Origin of the sequence: Streptomyces barkulensis, from assembly GCF_002843305.1 — a bacterium.
Lineage (GTDB): Bacteria > Actinomycetota > Actinomycetes > Streptomycetales > Streptomycetaceae > Streptomyces > Streptomyces barkulensis.
The window spans coordinates 1-16,528 of sequence record NZ_PGSG01000077.1 but is presented as its reverse complement, the minus strand read 5'-3'; the positions used below and the strand labels follow the sequence as shown (position 1 = coordinate 16,528).

17 protein-coding genes are annotated in these 16,528 nt (G+C 71.8%); 13 read left to right on the top strand and 4 right to left on the bottom strand.

Annotated features, from left to right (window positions below):
* Positions 1–2: 2 nt before the first annotated feature.
* Positions 3–1,127, top strand: coding sequence for a c-type cytochrome biogenesis protein CcsB (gene ccsB, locus CUT83_RS15035; RefSeq protein ID WP_101256354.1), 1,125 nt, complete (start codon positions 3–5; stop codon positions 1,125–1,127).
* 42 nt (positions 1,128–1,169) lie between these two features.
* On the opposite strand, the gene CUT83_RS15030 is transcribed toward ccsB, so the two are convergent.
* Positions 1,170–1,619, bottom strand: coding sequence for a PLD nuclease N-terminal domain-containing protein (locus tag CUT83_RS15030; RefSeq protein WP_101256353.1), 450 nt, complete (start codon positions 1,617–1,619; stop codon positions 1,170–1,172).
* Between the two features lie 143 nt (positions 1,620–1,762).
* Between CUT83_RS15030 and CUT83_RS15025 the strand changes: the two genes are divergently transcribed.
* Positions 1,763–3,214: a menaquinone biosynthesis decarboxylase gene (locus tag CUT83_RS15025; RefSeq protein ID WP_101256352.1), complete on the top strand. Its 1,452-nt coding sequence runs from the start codon at positions 1,763–1,765 to the stop codon at positions 3,212–3,214.
* Positions 3,211–4,131 (top strand): menaquinone biosynthesis prenyltransferase MqnP, encoded by a 921-nt coding sequence (gene mqnP, locus CUT83_RS15020; RefSeq protein WP_101256351.1) that lies wholly within the window; start codon positions 3,211–3,213, stop codon positions 4,129–4,131. Before CUT83_RS15025 ends, mqnP begins: the two co-directional genes overlap by 4 nt.
* 73 nt (positions 4,132–4,204) lie before the next feature.
* On the opposite strand, the gene CUT83_RS15015 is transcribed toward mqnP, so the two are convergent.
* Both CUT83_RS15015 and CUT83_RS15010 read right to left on the bottom strand, forming a co-directional pair.
* Positions 4,205–4,825, bottom strand: coding sequence for a rhomboid family intramembrane serine protease (locus CUT83_RS15015; RefSeq protein ID WP_101256350.1), 621 nt, complete (start codon positions 4,823–4,825; stop codon positions 4,205–4,207).
* 199 nt (positions 4,826–5,024) lie between these two features.
* Entirely contained in the window at positions 5,025–6,215 is a 1,191-nt protein-coding gene (locus tag CUT83_RS15010) for a hypothetical protein (RefSeq protein ID WP_143688564.1), read from the bottom strand.
* A 182-nt stretch (positions 6,216–6,397) separates the two neighbouring features.
* On the opposite strand from CUT83_RS15010, the gene CUT83_RS15005 reads away from it, so the two are divergent.
* The 6 genes from CUT83_RS15005 to CUT83_RS14980 all read left to right on the top strand — a co-directional run bounded on the left by CUT83_RS15005 (position 6,398) and on the right by CUT83_RS14980 (position 11,949).
* On the top strand, positions 6,398–7,123 hold the full coding sequence (locus CUT83_RS15005; protein ID WP_101256348.1) for a UbiX family flavin prenyltransferase: 726 nt from the start codon (positions 6,398–6,400) through the stop codon (positions 7,121–7,123).
* A 104-nt stretch (positions 7,124–7,227) separates the two neighbouring features.
* Positions 7,228–7,686 (top strand): Lrp/AsnC family transcriptional regulator, encoded by a 459-nt coding sequence (locus CUT83_RS15000; RefSeq protein WP_101256347.1) that lies wholly within the window; start codon positions 7,228–7,230, stop codon positions 7,684–7,686.
* 171 nt (positions 7,687–7,857) lie between these two features.
* Positions 7,858–9,021 carry an aminofutalosine synthase MqnE gene (gene mqnE / locus CUT83_RS14995; RefSeq protein WP_101256346.1) on the top strand — a complete coding sequence of 388 codons (1,164 nt, stop codon included), beginning with the start codon at positions 7,858–7,860 and terminating at the stop codon, positions 9,019–9,021.
* A gap of 63 nt (positions 9,022–9,084) precedes the next feature.
* On the top strand, positions 9,085–9,609 hold the full coding sequence (locus tag CUT83_RS14990; RefSeq protein WP_101256345.1) for a GNAT family N-acetyltransferase: 525 nt from the start codon (positions 9,085–9,087) through the stop codon (positions 9,607–9,609).
* 28 nt (positions 9,610–9,637) lie between these two features.
* Positions 9,638–10,006 carry a DUF4229 domain-containing protein gene (locus CUT83_RS14985; protein ID WP_338104246.1) on the top strand — a complete coding sequence of 123 codons (369 nt, stop codon included), beginning with the start codon at positions 9,638–9,640 and terminating at the stop codon, positions 10,004–10,006.
* Between the two features lie 497 nt (positions 10,007–10,503).
* Positions 10,504–11,949, top strand: coding sequence for a dicarboxylate/amino acid:cation symporter (locus CUT83_RS14980; RefSeq protein WP_420882487.1), 1,446 nt, complete (start codon positions 10,504–10,506; stop codon positions 11,947–11,949).
* A gap of 245 nt (positions 11,950–12,194) precedes the next feature.
* Here CUT83_RS14980 and CUT83_RS14975 read toward each other — a convergent pair whose 3' ends face one another.
* On the bottom strand, positions 12,195–12,398 hold the full coding sequence (locus tag CUT83_RS14975) for a cold-shock protein (RefSeq protein WP_093660436.1): 204 nt from the start codon (positions 12,396–12,398) through the stop codon (positions 12,195–12,197).
* 241 nt (positions 12,399–12,639) lie between these two features.
* Here CUT83_RS14975 and CUT83_RS14970 point away from each other — a divergent pair, with 241 nt between their 5' ends.
* From CUT83_RS14970 to CUT83_RS14955, 4 genes are all read left to right on the top strand, one after another.
* On the top strand, positions 12,640–13,530 hold the full coding sequence (locus tag CUT83_RS14970) for a menaquinone biosynthetic enzyme MqnA/MqnD family protein (protein WP_101256343.1): 891 nt from the start codon (positions 12,640–12,642) through the stop codon (positions 13,528–13,530).
* Positions 13,531–13,738: 208 nt separating this feature from the next.
* On the top strand, positions 13,739–14,938 hold the full coding sequence (gene mqnC / locus CUT83_RS14965) for a cyclic dehypoxanthinyl futalosine synthase (protein ID WP_101256342.1): 1,200 nt from the start codon (positions 13,739–13,741) through the stop codon (positions 14,936–14,938).
* 21 nt (positions 14,939–14,959) lie between these two features.
* Complete coding sequence (locus tag CUT83_RS14960) at positions 14,960–15,517, top strand: imidazolonepropionase-like domain-containing protein (protein ID WP_101256341.1); 558 nt, start codon at positions 14,960–14,962, stop codon at positions 15,515–15,517.
* A gap of 184 nt (positions 15,518–15,701) precedes the next feature.
* Positions 15,702–16,508 (top strand): transposase family protein, encoded by an 807-nt coding sequence (locus tag CUT83_RS14955; RefSeq protein ID WP_101256294.1) that lies wholly within the window; start codon positions 15,702–15,704, stop codon positions 16,506–16,508.
* The last annotated feature ends 20 nt before the right edge of the window (positions 16,509–16,528 follow it).

The following is a 16,528-nucleotide window of genomic DNA, read 5'->3' as shown; positions in this document are numbered from 1 at the left end:
CAGTGGACATCGCAGTCGCAGCGAACGAGAGCCTCGCCGAGTTCAGCAACCTGCTGATCAAGTCGGCGATGGCCGTGTACGCCCTGGCCTTCGTCGCGCACATCGTGGAGTGGGTGTTCGGCAGCCGCAGCAAGGTGGCCCGCACCGCCGCCGCGCTGACCGTCGAGGGCGCCGGGAAGTCCGGGGGCGCCCGTACCGCCGCCGCGGGGAGGAACGCCGACAAGGTCTCCGTCACCGTGCGGACCTCCGGCGGCGGCACGGAGGTGCTGGAGCGCCCCAGGGTCGTCACCCGTTCCGCCCCGGGCCGCCGGGCCGGTGTGCCGGACGGCCCCGGCGCGGCCGGCGGGGACGAGCAGGGCGACCTGTACGGCCGGATCGCCGTCTCGCTCACCGTGCTGGCCTTCCTGCTGCACTTCGGCGCGGTGCTCACCCGCGCCCTGTCGGTGCAGCGCGCCCCCTGGGGCAACATGTACGAGTTCTCGACGGCCTTCTCGATGGTCGCCGTCGGCGCCTACCTGGCCTTCCTGGTGGCGAAGAAGGACATCCGCTGGATCGGGCTGCCGCTGGTCACCACCGTGCTGCTCGACCTGGGCCTGGCCATCGTGGTCTTCTACACCGAGAGCGACCAGCTCGTCCCGGCGCTCGACTCGTACTGGCTGTGGATCCACGTCTCGCTGGCCATCGTGTGCGGCGCGCTGTTCTACCTCGGCGCGGTCTCCACGCTGCTGTACCTGTTCCGGGACCGCTACGAGGCCAAGCTGGAGGCCGGCGGCAGGCCGGGCGCCTTCGCCGCCTCCGTACTGGAGCGGCTGCCCAGCTCCGCGTCGCTGGACGGCTTCGCCTACCGCGTCAACGCCGCCGTCTTCCCGTTCTGGACCTTCACCATCATCGCGGGCGCCATCTGGGCCGAGAACGCCTGGGGCCGCTACTGGGGCTGGGACCCCAAGGAGACCTGGTCCTTCATCACCTGGGTCGGCTACGCGGCGTACCTGCACGCCCGTTCCACGGCGGGCTGGAAGGGGCGCAAGGCCGCGTACCTGGCGCTGATCGCCTTCCTGTGTTTCCTGTTCAACTACTACGGCGTCAACATCTTCTTCGACGGCCTGCACTCCTACGGCGGGGTGTGACCGTCGCGAGGTGATGTGACGTGATGTGACGCGGGCGCGCTCTCAGGAGGCGGCGGGCGGGGTGGTGTCCTCCGGCCCGCCGTTCTCCTTGTCGGCCTCCCTGCCGGCGCCGCCGTCCCTCCCGTCGTCCTTCCGGCCCCGCTCCTCACCGGACTCCGGCTTCCGCTCCTGCTCCGGCTTCCGCTCCTGCTCGGGTGTCCCGGGGCGCTGCCGTCCGCGCTCGTTGATCGACTTCAGGAAGTCGGGGTTGTCGTCCGGCGCCACCCAGCGGCGCTCGGCGGGACGGGTGGCGCCGTAGGGCGCGTTCCTGCGCGGCCGCCCGGCCAGGAACCAGGCGATGGGCCCGAACAGCACCGAACCGAAGAGCACGATGATGAAGACCCACGCCGGCTTCGGCAGCTTGCGGACCTCGTTCTCGGGGGTGTTCAGGCAGTCGATGAAGGCGTAGATCCACACCGCCAGGATCAGAACGGTCGGAAGAAGCCTGAGCATTGGGCAACGCCCCCTGGAAGCGTGTAGTGCGGCAGGTGCCGGGCCCTGCGCGGGCCCGTGGTCCGGGATGCCCGGGCGCCGGGCCGGAGCCGGAGGAGGCCCCGTGACAGGCCCAGGGTAATCGGTGTCGGATACTTGCCCGTATGGCATACGACGATCTCCGCTCGCTGCTGCGGGCCCTGGAGCGCGACGGCGACCTCGTACGGATCAAGGCCGAGGTCGATCCCCATCTGGAGGTCGGGGAGATCGTCGACCGGGTCCAGAAGTCCGGCGGCCCGGCGCTGCTCTTCGAGAACGTCAGGGGCTCCGACATGCCGCTGGCGATGAACGTCTTCGGCACCGACCGCCGCACGCTCAAGTCACTGGGCCTGTCCTCCTACGACGACATCAGCGAGAAGATCGGCGGACTGCTGCGGCCCGAGCTGCCGCAGGGCTTCGTCGGGATGCGCGAGGCGTTCGGCAAGCTCGGCTCGATGGCGCACGTACCGCCGAGGAAGGTCAGGGAGGCGCCCGTCCAGGAGGTCGTCCTCACCGGCGACGACGTGGACCTGGAGAAGCTGCCCGCGCTGTTCACCTGGCCCAAGGACGGCGGCTCCTTCTTCAACCTGGGCCTGACCCACACCAAGGACCCCGAGACCGGCATCCGCAACCTGGGCCTGTACCGCCTCCAGCGGCACGACCGCCGCACCATCGGGATGCACTGGCAGATCCACAAGGACAGCCGCAACCACTACCAGACGGCCGCGCGGCGCGGCGAGCGGCTGCCGGTCGCCATCGCCTTCGGCTGCCCGCCCGCCGTCACCTACGCCTCCACCGCGCCGCTGCCGGGCGACATCGACGAGTACCTGTTCGCCGGCTTCCTCCAGGGGAAGCGGGTGGAGATGGTGGACTGCAAAACGGTTCCGCTCCAGGTCCCCGCACGCGCAGAGGTGGTGCTGGAGGGCTGGCTGGAACCGGGAAAGATGCTCCCGGAGGGGCCGTTCGGCGACCACACCGGCTTCTACACGCCGCAGGAGGACTTCCCGGCCCTGACCATCGACTGCGTGACGATGCGCAGACGGCCGGTCTTCCAGTCCATCGTGGTGGGCCGCCCGCCGACGGAGGACGGGCCGCTGGGCCGGGCGACGGAACGCTTCTTCCTGCCGCTGCTGAAGATCATCGTCCCGGACATCGTGGACTACCACCTCCCCGAGGCGGGCGGCTTCCACAACTGCGCGATCATCTCGATCGACAAGAAGTACCCCAAGCACGCGCAGAAGGTGATGTCCGCCATCTGGGGCGCGCACATGATGTCGCTGACCAAGCTGATCGTGGTGGTCGACTCCGACTGCGACGTCCACGATCTGCACGAGGTCGCCTGGCGCGCCCTGGGCAACACCGACTACGCCCGCGACCTCCTCCTCACCGAGGGGCCGGTGGACCATCTCGACCACGCCTCCTACCAGCAGTTCTGGGGCGGCAAGGCGGGCATCGACGCCACCGCCAAGTGGCCCGAGGAGGGCTACACGCGCGACGGGGGCTGGCCGGACATGGTCCTGTCCGACCCCGACACGGCCGAGAAGGTCAGCCGCCGCTGGCGGGAGTACGGGCTGTGAGCTCCGTCACCGAGGGCGTCGCCGGCCCCCAGCCCGCCCGGCCCGCCGGCCGGGTCAGGGCGTTCCTGCGGCTGGTGATGATCGAGCACTCGGTCTTCGCGCTGCCCTTCGCCTACACCGCCTCGCTCACCGCGATGTTCCTGGCCGACGGTTCCGTCCACTGGCGGGAGCTGCTCCTGGTCACCGTCGCGATGGTGGGGCTGCGGACCTTCGCGATGGCCGCCAACCGGATCATCGACAGGGAGATCGACGCCCGCAACCCGCGCACCGCGGGGCGCGAGCTGGTCACCGGGGCGCTGTCGGTGCGCACCGCGTGGGCCGGGGCGCTGGTCGCGCTCGCCGTCTTCCTCGGGGCCGCCGCGCTGCTGAACCCGCTGTGCCTGGCGCTCGCGCCCGTCGCCGTGGTGCCGATGGTGGTCTACCCGTACGGGAAGCGGTTCACCGACTTCCCGCACGCCATACTCGGGCTCGCACAGGCCATGGGGCCCGTGGGCGCCTGGATCGCGGTCACCGGCGCCTGGTCGTGGGAGGCGGTGGTCCTCGGGCTGGCGGTGGGCGTGTGGATCGGCGGCTTCGACCTGATCTTCGGCTGCCAGGACGTGGCCGCCGACCGGGCCCACGGGGTGCGGTCCGTCCCCGCGCGCTTCGGCATAGCCGCCGCGCTGTACGGGGCCCGCGGCTCCCATGTCGTCACCGTGGCGCTGCTGGCCTGGTACGGCGCGCTGACCGGGGCCGGCGCGCCGTACTGGGCGGGGCTGGCGGTCGTGGTGGCGGCGTTCGTCTACGAGCACTCCATCGTGCGGCCCGGCGACCTGTCCCGGCTGAACCGGGCGTTCTTCACCGTCAACGGCTTCATCGGGATCGTGCTGTTCGCCTGCGTCCTGCTCGATCTGGCGCTGCGCGGTCTGACGGTGTGACGGCGCGGTCGCGGGCCCGGCCCGGGGCGGCGGTGCGCCGCCCGCCCGGCCGGGTCCGCCGCGGCCGGGCGGGTCAGGGTATCTGCCGCCGGGCCCGCGAGGCCGGCGCCGAGCGGCGGAACCAGAACGCCGCCAGCACCCCGCCGATCAGCCCGAACAGATGCCCCTGCCAGGAGACGCCCTGGGCGGTGGGCAGCACGCCCCACAGGATCGAGCCGTAGAGCAGCACGACCGTGATGCCCACAGTGATGTCGAGTGCGTCCCGGTCGACGAAGCCGCGCACCAGCAGATAGCCGAAGAGACCGAAGACCACACCCGAGGCGCCCGCCGTCAGGGAGTTCTCCGGCGCGGTGAGCCAGACGCCCAGACCGCTGACGACGATGATCGTCAGGCAGACGGCCAGGAAGCGGCCTATCCCGCGCACGGCCGCCAGGAAGCCCAGCACCAGCAGCGGCAGGCTGTTGGCCGCCACGTGGTCCCAGCCGAAGTGCAGGAACGCCGCCGGCACCACGTCGGCCAGCTCGTCCGTCTCGCGCGGCGAGATGCCGTAGGGGTCGAGGGAGTTGCCGGTGGCCACGTCGACGGCCTCCAGCAGCCACAGCAGGGCCACCCAGGACGCCATCAGCACGCCCGCCGACATCGCCCTGGAGGCGCGTGGGGAGCGGGACGCCCCGGCCGCCGGTCCGTACACCATCCGGTCCCTCTCTCCCGTTCGATACCGCTGACCGGTCCCGGCATCGCCGCCGGTTCCGGTTCCGGTGCAGCCGCCGGCATCCGGTGCAGCCGCCGGCCGGGCCGGATGTCCCCGGTCTGTCCGGCTCTCCGCCCGCTTTCGCCGCCGCGTACGTCCTGAGAACGTCACGGAACGTGCCGGGAGTTCCGGCCGGGGCGTCTCAGGGCCGGGACGAGCCCAGCTCCTCGTAGAGCACCGCGGCCATCACGTCCTGCGGGTCCAGCCACCTGGCGCCCCTGGGCGCCTTCACCGAGACCGCCGAACCGGGCGCGAAGGAGAGGGTGAGCGGTATCTCCTCCGTCTCCCCGGCGCCCGTCCGTCCGGTGAACTGCGCCAGGTCCACCGTCATTCCCGACAGTACGCCGCCGCGCAGTGCCAGCTCCGCGGTGATCCGCCGGTCCGGCGCCCGCTCCAGCCAGGAGAACCCGATCCCGTCGAAGCGGTCCTCCAGCGGGGCCAGCGCCCGTGCGAGGCCGTCGGCGGCCTCGCGGGCCGGGAGGGTCACCCTGACGCGCTCGGTGCCGTCCGCCCGCCCGGCCTCCCGCAGGACGGCGTGGTCGTCCAGGGCCCGGCGCACCGCGTCCATCACATGGTGCTGGGCCCGGGCGCTCTGCAGGATGTCCACGCTGTTGGCCAGCCGCTGGGCGCGCTCGCCGTACTTGCCGCCCACCGCCCGCGCGAAGTGGTCGAACTCCTCGGGGTCCATCTGCACCCACCGGCCTTCGAACATGTCCCGGGCGGCGGCCAGGGAGGGCGGCAGGGAGTCCGCCGAGCGGGCCAGCTCGGCCGCCAGCACCACCGTCTCGCGGCTCCGGCCCGTCTCGTGCGCCAGCCGCGTCCAGTTGGCGCGCACGTAGAAGTCGGCGCCGACCGACTTGTAGGCGGCCACGTCCCGGTTGCCGAAGTTCACGGCCGCGGCCGTGTCGATCCGGTCCTTCCCGCCGAGGTCCTTCAGCGGCCTGTCCGCGCCGAACACGAACGCCGTCTCCATCCGGGACAGCAGCAGCGCGTCGGTGCGGGAGACCGCCGGGCCCATGCCCCGCTCGTGGTTGCGCCGCAGGAAGGCGTGTATCTCGTCGGCCGGGGCGTCGACGCGCGCGGCGACCGACACCGTCTCCCACTCGCCGAGCCTGTCGACGGCCTGGCGGACCCTGGCCCCGGCGTCGGCCCTCCCGGGGGTCTGGCAGGCGGTGGAGGCGGCGATCAGCAGGGCGCAGCCGGCCGCCGCCAGGCGTGTGCGACCGGTGCGCCCGCCGGCCGGGGCGTGCCCGGAGTGCTCGGTGTGCGCGACGGGTGTGCGGGGTGCGCGGGGTGTACGGGATGCGCGGCGGACGCGGGGCATACGGGACATGCGTCGATCCAACTACCTCGGGGACGGAGAAGACCAGGGGCCAGGGTGCCCCGGCCGGCGCGGGAGGCCGGCGCGGGAGGGCGGCGCGGCGGCCTCGGGACGTGTTCCGAAAGTCCCGTCCGCGGGGCGGCGCCCTGCGGGCGGACGACGCTGCTTCCGGAGCACGCCTTAGGCTCGGTGCCGTGAGTGACAGTGTGCGACGGCCGTGGATCGTCGGTGTGTCCGGGGCGTCCGGGACGCCGTACGCCGCGTCGGTGATCCGCGGGCTGCTCGCGGCGGGCGAGGACGTGGACCTGGTGGTCAGCCGGGCCTCCCGGCTGACCCTGCTGGACGAGACCGGCCACCCCTTCCGCGACGCCCACTGGCGCGAGGACCTGCGCCGCTGGCTGGCCCGGGGGGCGGACGGCACCCCGAACGCGTACGACGTGGCGGTCCCCGAGCCCGGGGGCCCGGAGGCGGCCGCGGAGAGGGCGGCGGGGAAGGCGGCGGGCGGCACCGTGCGGTACTGGCCCGCCGGCGACCTGGCCGCGGGACCGTCGTCGGGCTCGTACCCGGCCAGGGGGATGATCGTCGTACCGGCCTCCACCGCGTCCGTGGCGGGCATCGCCCTGGGACTGTCCAAGGACCTGCTCCAGCGTACGGCGAGCGTCACGCTCAAGGAGCGCCGCCCGCTGGTCGTCGCCGTGCGCGAGACGCCGCTGGGCGGCCAGACGCTCAGGCACATGGTCGCCCTGGACGAGGCGGGGGCCGTGGTGCTGCCGGCCTCGCCCGCCTTCTACGCGGGGGCGGCCCACATCCAGGAACTGGTCGACTTCGTCGCCGGCCGCGCGCTGGACGCACTGGGCGTTCCGCACGATCTCTACCGCCGATGGGAAGGCGAGCTGGGGGGCGCACAGAGGCAGTCGTAGGGCGGTGGGCGCGGATGCCTTAGATTCGATTACGGAAAGCTCTTGCGGTATCCGACAGCCGGACAGCCCGGACGACGGCCGAACGACGGAAGGCACCAGGACGCATGGACGCGGTGGACAGACAGCTCATCCAGGCGCTGCGCGAGAACGGCAGGGCCTCGTACGCGGAGCTGGGCCGGCTCGTCGGCCTCTCCGGCCCCAGCGTGACCGACCGCATCAACCGGCTGGAGGCGGCAGGCGTCATCACCGGCTACCGCGCGACCGTGGACGCCCCCTCCCTGGGTCTGGGCGTCACCGCCCTGATCGGCATCCAGCTCTCGGACTCCGTCGACCACGAGGACGTGGTGGGGCGGCTGCGGGACCAGGCGGAGATCGAGGACTGCTGGTTCATCGCCGGGGACGACTCCTTCATGCTCAAGGTGCGCGCCACCGACGTGGACGGCCTGGAGCGGACGATCCGCAGGCTCTCGGGCACCAAGGGAGTCTCGCGGACCCGCACCACCATCGTGCTCTCCACCAAGTGGGAGAACCGGGTGGGCGTACTGCCCACCGAGGAGGAGTGACCGCGGCCGCCGCGCGCCCGGGGGGACTCGGCCGTCCCCGCCGGCGCCCCCGGGGGCCGGGGCCCCGCCCGGGCGCGCGGCGGGGACGGCGTAGGCTCAATGGGTCGCCCGCAACGGACGGCCCCGCAGGACCCGCAACCCCGTACACACCGAACAAGGAGGCGGCGACGCATGGACGCTGGGCTCAAGCGCGAGCTGGAGGAGAAGGTCCGCGCCGGTGAGCGGCTGAGCCGTGAGGACGGCATCGCCCTGTACGAGTCCGACGACCTGGCCTGGCTGGGCGGCCTCGCCCACGAGGTGCGCGTCCGCAAGAACGGCGACGTCGTCTACTTCAACGTCAACCGCCACCTGAACATGACCAACGTGTGCACGGCCTCGTGCGCCTACTGCTCCTTCCAGCGCAAGCCGGGGGAGAAGGACGCGTACACCATGCGCATCGAGGAGGCCGTGCGGCTGGCCAGGGCGATGGAGGGCGACAACCTCACCGAGCTCCACATCGTCAACGGTCTCCACCCCACCCTGCCCTGGCGCTACTACCCGCGCTCGCTGCGGGAGCTGAAGAAGGCCCTGCCGGACGTCTCCCTGAAGGCGTTCACCGCCACCGAGATCCACCACTTCGAGACGATCTCGGGCCTGTCGGCCTCCGAGATCCTCGACGAGCTGATCGACGCCGGTCTGGAGTCGCTCACCGGCGGCGGCGCGGAGATCTTCGACTGGGAGGTGCGGCAGCACATCGTCGACCACCGCACCCACTGGGAGGACTGGTCGCGCATCCACCGCCTGGCCCATGAGAAGGGCCTCAAGACGCCCTGCACCATGCTGTACGGGCACATCGAGGAGCCCCGCCACCGTGTCGACCACGTGCTGCGGCTGCGCGAACTGCAGGACGAGACCGGCGGCTTCCAGGTCTTCATCCCGCTGCGCTACCAGCACGACTTCGTGGACATGAAGGACGGCAAGGTCCGCAACCGGCTCCAGGCCCGCACCACCATGGCCACCGGGGCGGAGGCGCTCAAGACGTTCGCGGTCTCGCGGCTGCTGTTCGACAACGTGCCGCATGTGAAGGTGTTCTGGGTGATGCACGGCGTGCAGACCGCCCAGCTCGCCCTCCAGCACGGCGCGGACGACATGGACGGCTCGGTGGTCGAGTACAAGATCACCCATGACGCGGACAACTACGGCACCCCCGACAAGCTCACCCGCGAGGACCTGCTGGAGCTGATCCGCGACGCCGGCTTCCGCCCCATCGAGCGCAACACCCGCTACGAGATCGTCCGCGAGTACGACGGCCCGGACCCGGCGCGGCGCGAGTCGCCGCAGCCGATGCGGCTGTGACCCGGCGGCGGGCGTGACGCGGAACACATCGGTGAGGCGGAACACATCGGTGAGGACGGCTCGATGACGCTGCGGTACGTGCTCGACCCTCCCGTCGACCGGCGGCTGGCCGACGGGGTCTGCGACCTGTGGGCGCGGGTGACCAACGCGGGCGGCGCCGTCGGCTTCGTACCGCCGGTGACCGCCGAGGACGTGCGGCCCGAGCTGACCCGGCACCTCGCGGCGATGGCCGAGGGACGGGCCCGGCTGCTGGCGGCGTACGACGAGGAGGACCGGGTCGCTGGCACCGCCTTCCTGATGCCGAACACACACCGGCTGATGCGACACTGGGTGTGGCTGTACACCGTGATGCTGAGCCCCGACCGCCAGGGCCGGGGCGAGGGACGGGCCCTGATGGCCGCCGTGGAGGAGGCCGCCCGGGGCATGGACGGCGTCCGCGGCATCCGGCTCACCTGCCGCGGCGGGCTCGGGCTGGAGCACTTCTACGGCTCGTGCGGCTACAAGGAGGTCGGACGCGTGCCCGACGCCATCCGCGTCGCGGACGACGACCTCCGGGACGACATCACCATGTGGCTCCGGCTCAGCTGACCCGGCCACGCCGAAAGGACCCACCACCGTGACCAGCACATCGGAGACCGGCAACACGAACAGGGCGCCGCACGCTGCTTCCGACGCCGCGTCCGGCACTGCGTCCGGCACTGCGCCGGGCCGCACACCGCGTGCGACGCTCCGCTACACGGCCATGCGACTGGGCGTCTTCCTCGCCTGCTTCGTGGTCGTCGCGGTGCTCGCCTACGTCGGCGTACTGCCCGAGGCCATCGGCAAGGCCAACCCGCTGTGGCTGCTGATGCTCGCCATGGTCGTCTCCGCGCCGCTCAGCCTGGTGCTGCTGCGCCGGCAGCGCGACGAGATGTCCGTGCAGATCGCCGAGCGCGTGGACCGGGCCAAGCGGAAGCTGGCCGCCAACCAGAGCCAGGAGGACTGAGCCCGCAGGACCGGGCCGGTCTCCCACCCGTCACACCACCCGTCACACCACCCGTCACACCACCCGTCAACGCCGCCCTCCGCGCCGCGTAACCCTCGTCACACTCCTTCACGACGCCCCGCCGGGAATGCCTTTCCCCGCCGGGGCGTTGTGTGTCGGCGGAAACCGTTCCGCCCAGACGGCGCCCGGGAAGCCCCGGGGCCCGGTGTTAGCGTGAGGACCATGACGACCGCAGCCCGCACCACCCCCCAGGCCAGGAGCACGATGCTCGTGGCCCGGCTGCACGTCGACCTCTGCCGCTGCCTGTCCGCGGCCTGTCGCATCGGCTGAGTCCCGCGCGACCCAAGGCGGCCGGATCCCTCCGGCGCCCTCTTTTCTCTTCCCGAGTTCTCCGGGACCGTCGTGTACTCGACGCACGCATGGAACGCGCGGAAAGCACAGAACGCGCAGAACCCCGAGAACTCTGTCCCCGCCACATGTCCCACCGGAGTGTGTCCGTGTCCTCCAACACGTCATCCAGCGCGCCCGACGAGTCCTCCTCGACCGGCGAGGCCGCCGCAGTCGACGAGACCACCGCGCCGAAGCGCCGCACAGGCCTTGCCAGAGTCCCCTTCTGGGCCCAGATCCTCCTCGGCCTGGTCCTGGGAGCCCTGCTGGGCTGGATCGCCCGCAGCGGCGACGTCGCCTGGCTCAGCACCGCCCTCGACAAGGTCGGCGGCACCTTCGTCCAGCTGCTGAAGCTGGCCGTCGGCCCGCTGGTCTTCTTCGCCATCACCGTCTCGATCACCAACCTGCGGAACGTCTCGGGCGCCGCCCGGCTGGCCGGCCGCACCCTGCTGTGGTTCATGGCCACCTCGCTGATCGCCGTCGGGATCGGCCTGACCATCGGTCTGCTCACCAACCCGGGTGCGGGTACCGGGCTGTCCCCGAAGGACGGCGCCCGGCCCGAACAGGCGGGTTCCTGGCTGGACTTCCTCACCGGGATCATCCCCACCGACGTGGTCACGCCGTTCACCGAGCTGAACGTGCTGCAGATCGTCTTCATGGCCGCCGTCGCCGGCGTCGCCGCCCTGCGGATCGGGGAGAAGGCCGCACCGCTGCTCTCCTTCTCCGAGTCGGCCCTCACCCTGCTGCAGAAGGCCCTGTGGTGGGTCATCCGCCTGGCCCCGCTGGGCACCCTCGGCCTGATCGGCCGCGCCATCGACCAGTACGGCTGGGACCTGATCGGCCAGTACGCCACCTTCACCGCCGACGTCTACATCGGCTCCCTGCTGGTGATGTTCGGCGTCTACCCGCTGCTGCTGGCGCTGGCGGCCCGGGTCAGCCCGCTGCAGTTCTTCCGCGGGGCCTGGCCCGCCATCCAGCTGGGCTTCGTCTCCCGCTCCTCGGTCGGCACCATGCCGGTGACCCAGAAGGCCATCGAACGGCTCGGGGTGCCCAGGGAGTACGCCTCCTTCGCCGCGCCGTTCGGGGCCACCACCAAGATGGACGGCTGCGCCGCGGTCTACCCGGCACTCGCCGCGATCTTCGTCGCGGAGATCTTCGGCATCTCCCTCGGCATCGGCGACTACGTGCTGATCGCCTTCGTCTCGGTCATCGGCTCGGCCGCCACCGCCGGCCTCACCGGCGCCACCGTGATGACCACGCTGACCCTGTCCACCCTCGGTCTGCCGCTGGAGGGCGTGGGTCTGCTGCTGGCGATCGACCCGGTCCTGGACATGATCCGGACGGCCACCAACGTCGCCGGCCAGGCGGCGGTCCCGGTCGTGGTCGCGGCCCGGGAGAGGATCCTCGACCTGGACGCCTTCCGCCGCGCCCGTAGCTTCGACATCGATGCCCTCGACGACACCGACGGCACCGACGGCACCGGCGCCGTCCCCGCGGGAGGCGCGGGAGGCGCGGGAGGCCGCCGGAGCGGCGAGCCGGCCCCCGCCACCGCCTGACCGGCTCCGCACGGCGGCCTCGGGCCCCGGCCGACTCCCGACCCCGGGAGTCGGCCGGGGCCCGAGGCGTACCGCGCCGGGCGGTGTGCCGGGCGCCGGGCGGAGCCGGACACGGGAAAGGCAGGAGCCCCCGCCTTGGCGGGGGCTCCTTGGGTACTGCTTATCCGGTCGTCTGCCGGCGCCGTACCGCCCTCACGGGCGGGCGTACGCCGTCACGGCCAGGGCGTCTGGCCGAGCCGGGCAACTCAGGCCGCGGTGACGTTCTCCGCCTGCGGACCCTTCGGGCCCTGCGTCACGTCGAAGGTGACCGCCTGGTTCTCCTCCAGGGAACGGAAACCGTTGGCGTTGATCGCGGAGTAGTGAACGAACACATCGGGACCGCCGCCGTCCTGGGCGATGAAGCCAAAGCCCTTTTCGGCGTTGAACCACTTGACGGTTCCGGTAGCCATAAGCCCTCCTTGGGCCTATAAGGGTTGCCCTGCTCCAGAAGCCAATGAAGAACTCTGAAAACGACGAGAGCCCGCGGTCACATGCTCCGCAGGCTCTGTACTGCAAGGGAAACCAAACTGCAACTTGCTGTGAGCGTAGCACGGTGCCCACCGGAGTGGAAGGGTGATCATGCTCCGGCGCGCCCGTCCGGGTGAGCACCCCCGGGGAGGCGGACCGGACCTGCGGGGATAGCCTCGCAAGGTGGACACCAATGACGCTGACCAGCCCGTCGCCGAGCCCCTGCGGAGGCGGCCCCGCGTCGGGCACATCCAGTTCCTCAACTGCCTGCCCCTCTACTGGGGGCTCGCCCGCACCGGCACCCTGCTGGACCTGGAGCTCACCAAGGACACCCCCGAGAAACTGAGTGAACAGCTGGTGAACGGGGATCTCGATATCGGCCCGATCACCCTCGTGGAATTCCTCCGCAACGCCGACCGGCTGGTCGCACTGCCGGATATCGCCGTGGGCTGCGACGGCCCGGTGATGTCCTGCGTGATCGTCTCCAAAGTGCCGCTGGCCGCCCTCGACGGCGAGCGCGTCGCCCTCGGCTCCACGTCCCGCACCTCCGTGCGGCTGGCCCAGCTGCTGCTCGCCGAGCGCCACGGCATCGCCCCCGACTACTACACCTGCCCGCCCGACCTCGGCCTGATGATGCAGGAAGCCCAGGCCGCCGTGCTGATCGGCGACGCCGCGCTGCGCGCCTCCCTGCACGACGCGCCCCGGCTCGGCCTCCAGGTCCACGACCTGGGGCTGATGTGGAAGGAGTGGACGGGCCTGCCGTTCGTCTTCGCCGTCTTCGCCGCCCGCCGCGACTACCTGGAGCGCGAACCGGAGACCGTGCGGGAGGTCCACCGGGCCTTCCTCGACTCCCGCGACCTGTCCCTGGAGGAGGTCGCCAAGGTGGCCGAGCAGGCGGCCCGCTGGGAGGCCTTCGACGCCGAGCTGCTGGAGCGCTACTTCACCACCCTGGACTTCCGGCTCGGCCCCGAACAGCTCACCGGCATCGCCGAGTTCGCCCGAAGGACCGGACCCACCACCGGATTCCCGGCGGATGTGCGCGTGGAGCTCCTGAGCCGAGGCCGTACCCCCTGAGCCGAGGCCGTACCCCGTCGCCGCCCCGCCCAGGCCCAGGTCCCGGCCCCGGTTCCGGCTCCTGCCCCGCCCGGCCGGAGCGAACTGACCTGCCGAAAGGCCGCCGGGGCGCTGGCGTACGCTGGATCGGACGCCGTGCCGCCGCGCACCGGCCGACCCGGCCGCCAGGCCCGACCGACCCGACCGCCAAGCCCGAGAGGACCGCCCGGTGACCGATAACGCCGACCTCCAGTCCGTACTCGACCGCGCCGCCGGGGGCGGGCGGATCAGCGCGGAGGAGGCGTTGGAGCTCTACCGGCACGCCCCGCTGCACGCGCTGGGGCAGGCCGCCGACGCGGCGCGCCGCCGCCGGTACGCGGGCACCGAGCACATCGCCACGTACATCATCGAGCGGAACATCAACTACACCAACGTCTGTGTGACCGCCTGCCGGTTCTGCGCCTTCTACGCCGCCCCCAAGGACACGGACAAGGGCTGGACCCGGGACCTGGACGACATCCTGCGCCGCTGCGAGGAGACCGTGGCGCTGGGCGGCACCCAGATCATGTTCCAGGGCGGCCACCACCCCGACTTCGGCGTGGAGTACTACGAGGAGCACTTCTCGGCGATCAAGAAGCGCTTCCCCGAGCTGGTGATCCACTCCCTGGGCGCCTCCGAGGTCGAGCACATGGCCCGCATCTCGGGCGTGACGGTGGAGGACGCGATCCGCCGCATCCACGAGGCCGGCCTGGACTCCTTCGCCGGAGCCGGCGCCGAACTGCTCCCCGAGCGCCCGCGCAGGGCGATCGCGCCGCTGAAGGAGTCCGGCGAGCGCTGGCTGGAGATCATGGAGACCGCTCACCGGATGGGCGTGGAGTCCACCTCCACCATGCTGATGGGCACCGGCGAGACCAACGCCGAGCGCATCGAGCACCTGCGGATGATCCGCGACGTGCAGGACCGCACCGGCGGCTTCCGCGCCTTCATCCCGTACACCTACCAGCCGGAGAACAACCACCTCAAGGGCCGCACCCAGGCCACGGTCTTCGAGTACCTGCGCATCCTGGCCGTCGCCCGGCTCTTCCTGGACAACGTCGCCCACATCCAGGGCTCCTGGCTGACGACGGGCAAGGAGATCGGCCAGCTCTCCCTGCACTACGGCGCGGACGACCTGGGCTCGGTGATGCTGGAGGAGAACGTCGTCTCCTCGGCCGGAGCGAAGCACCGCTCCAACCGCATGGAGCTGATCGACCTCATCCGCAAGGCCGGACGCGTCCCGGCGCAGCGCTCGACGACGTACGAGCACCTGGTCGTCCACGAGGACCCGGCCAAGGACCCGGTGGACGACCGCGTCGTCTCCCATCTGTCCTCGACCGCGATCGAGGGCGGCACCGCGCACCCCGAGCTGAAGCTCATCGACGCCGGCTGACCACCCTCACCCCGCGATCCCGTGCTGACGATCCACGCCCCGCTCGCCGTCCGCCTCACCGGGGACGGCGAGCGGCTGGACGGGCACGCGGTGGCGGTCTCCGGCGACCGGATCGCGGCGATCGGCCCCGCGGACTCCCTCACCGAGGCGTACCCGGCCGCCCGCGTCCGCCACTGGCCCGGCGAACTGGCCCCCGGCCGCTGCGCGGTGGACGCGGCGGCGTGGCTGGAGGCCGCCTACCACCCGGACCCGCGTGAAGTGGGCCTGCCCGGCATCCCCGACACCGAACCGCTCACGGGCTCCGCCCTGGCGGCCCTCCCCATGGACGAGGTGCGCTGGGGCCACAGCGCCCGTCGCGGCCTGCAGCGCCTCCTGCGCGAGGGCTTCACCTCCGTCGTCGGCCCCTTCACCCGCCCTTCGGTGCGCACCGCCGTCCAGCGCTCGGGCCTGACCGTCCTGCCCGCCCCCCGACCCGTCACCCTCTCCGCGGGCGCCCGCGCGGACTTCGCCGTCCACGCCGCCGACGGCCACTGCCTCGCCACCGTCCTCGCCGGCCGTCTCCTCCACCGCCGCACCTGACTCCCCGGGTTTCCGAGGTGCCGCCGAGTGAGGTTTTCTCAGCGAAATGATCTCCGCGAAGTGGGCTGATCGGTGCAGGTCCGGGTGGATCGGGCCGGGCGGCCCCGGCTCTGGACAGACGTAAAGCCCCTGGTAGGACAGGTCTCACCACAAGATCATGTCCGTAACCACCAGAGGCTTCACGTTGGTCACCTATGTTGCCACGCTCGACGTCCCACGCCATGTCGTGGAGTACCTGTCCCGCCTGCTGGCCGCACACCGACGACGCATCGGCACGCCGCGCGGCTCGCGGGCGCTGGGCCCGTTCCGCCAGGCCGTACTGGTTCTGCGCTGGTTCCGCGAGCGCGGCTGCGTGCACTGCCTGGCCCGTGACGCCGGAATCTCCCAGGCCACCGGCTACCGCTACCTGCACGAAGGCATCGACGTCCTCTCCGCCCAGGCCCCGGACCTGCACGAGGTCCTCTCCCGCTGCCGAGGTGAAGGCATGACACACGTGATCCTCGACGGCACACTGATCGAGTCCGACCGCCTCGCCGGCCTCCGGGACAACGGTAACGACCTGTGGTTCAGCCAGAAGCACAAGGCGTTCGGCGGCAACATCCAGTTCCTGTCCGCTCCGGACGGCACCCCCCTGTGGGTCTCCGACGTCGAGCCCGGCAGCGTCCCCGACATCACCGCCGCCCGCCTGCACGCCTTGCCCGCCCTTTACAAGGCCGCCGAGGGCCTTCCGACCCTGGCGGACAAGGGCTACATCGGCGCGGGCATCGGCATCCGCATCCCGGTCCGCCGCCCAAAGGGCCAGTCCGAGCAGGCACTTCACGCCGATACCCGCATGCTCAACATGCTGCTGCGGCATGTCCGGGCCCTGGGCGAGCGCACTGCCGCCGAACTCAAGCAGCGATGGCGGGCCCTGCAGCACGTCACGCTCAGCCCCAACCGGATCGGCGACATCGCCAGAGCAGCTCTCGTTCTCAACGGGATCTGGAAGTGATCACCGATGAGAAAACCTCA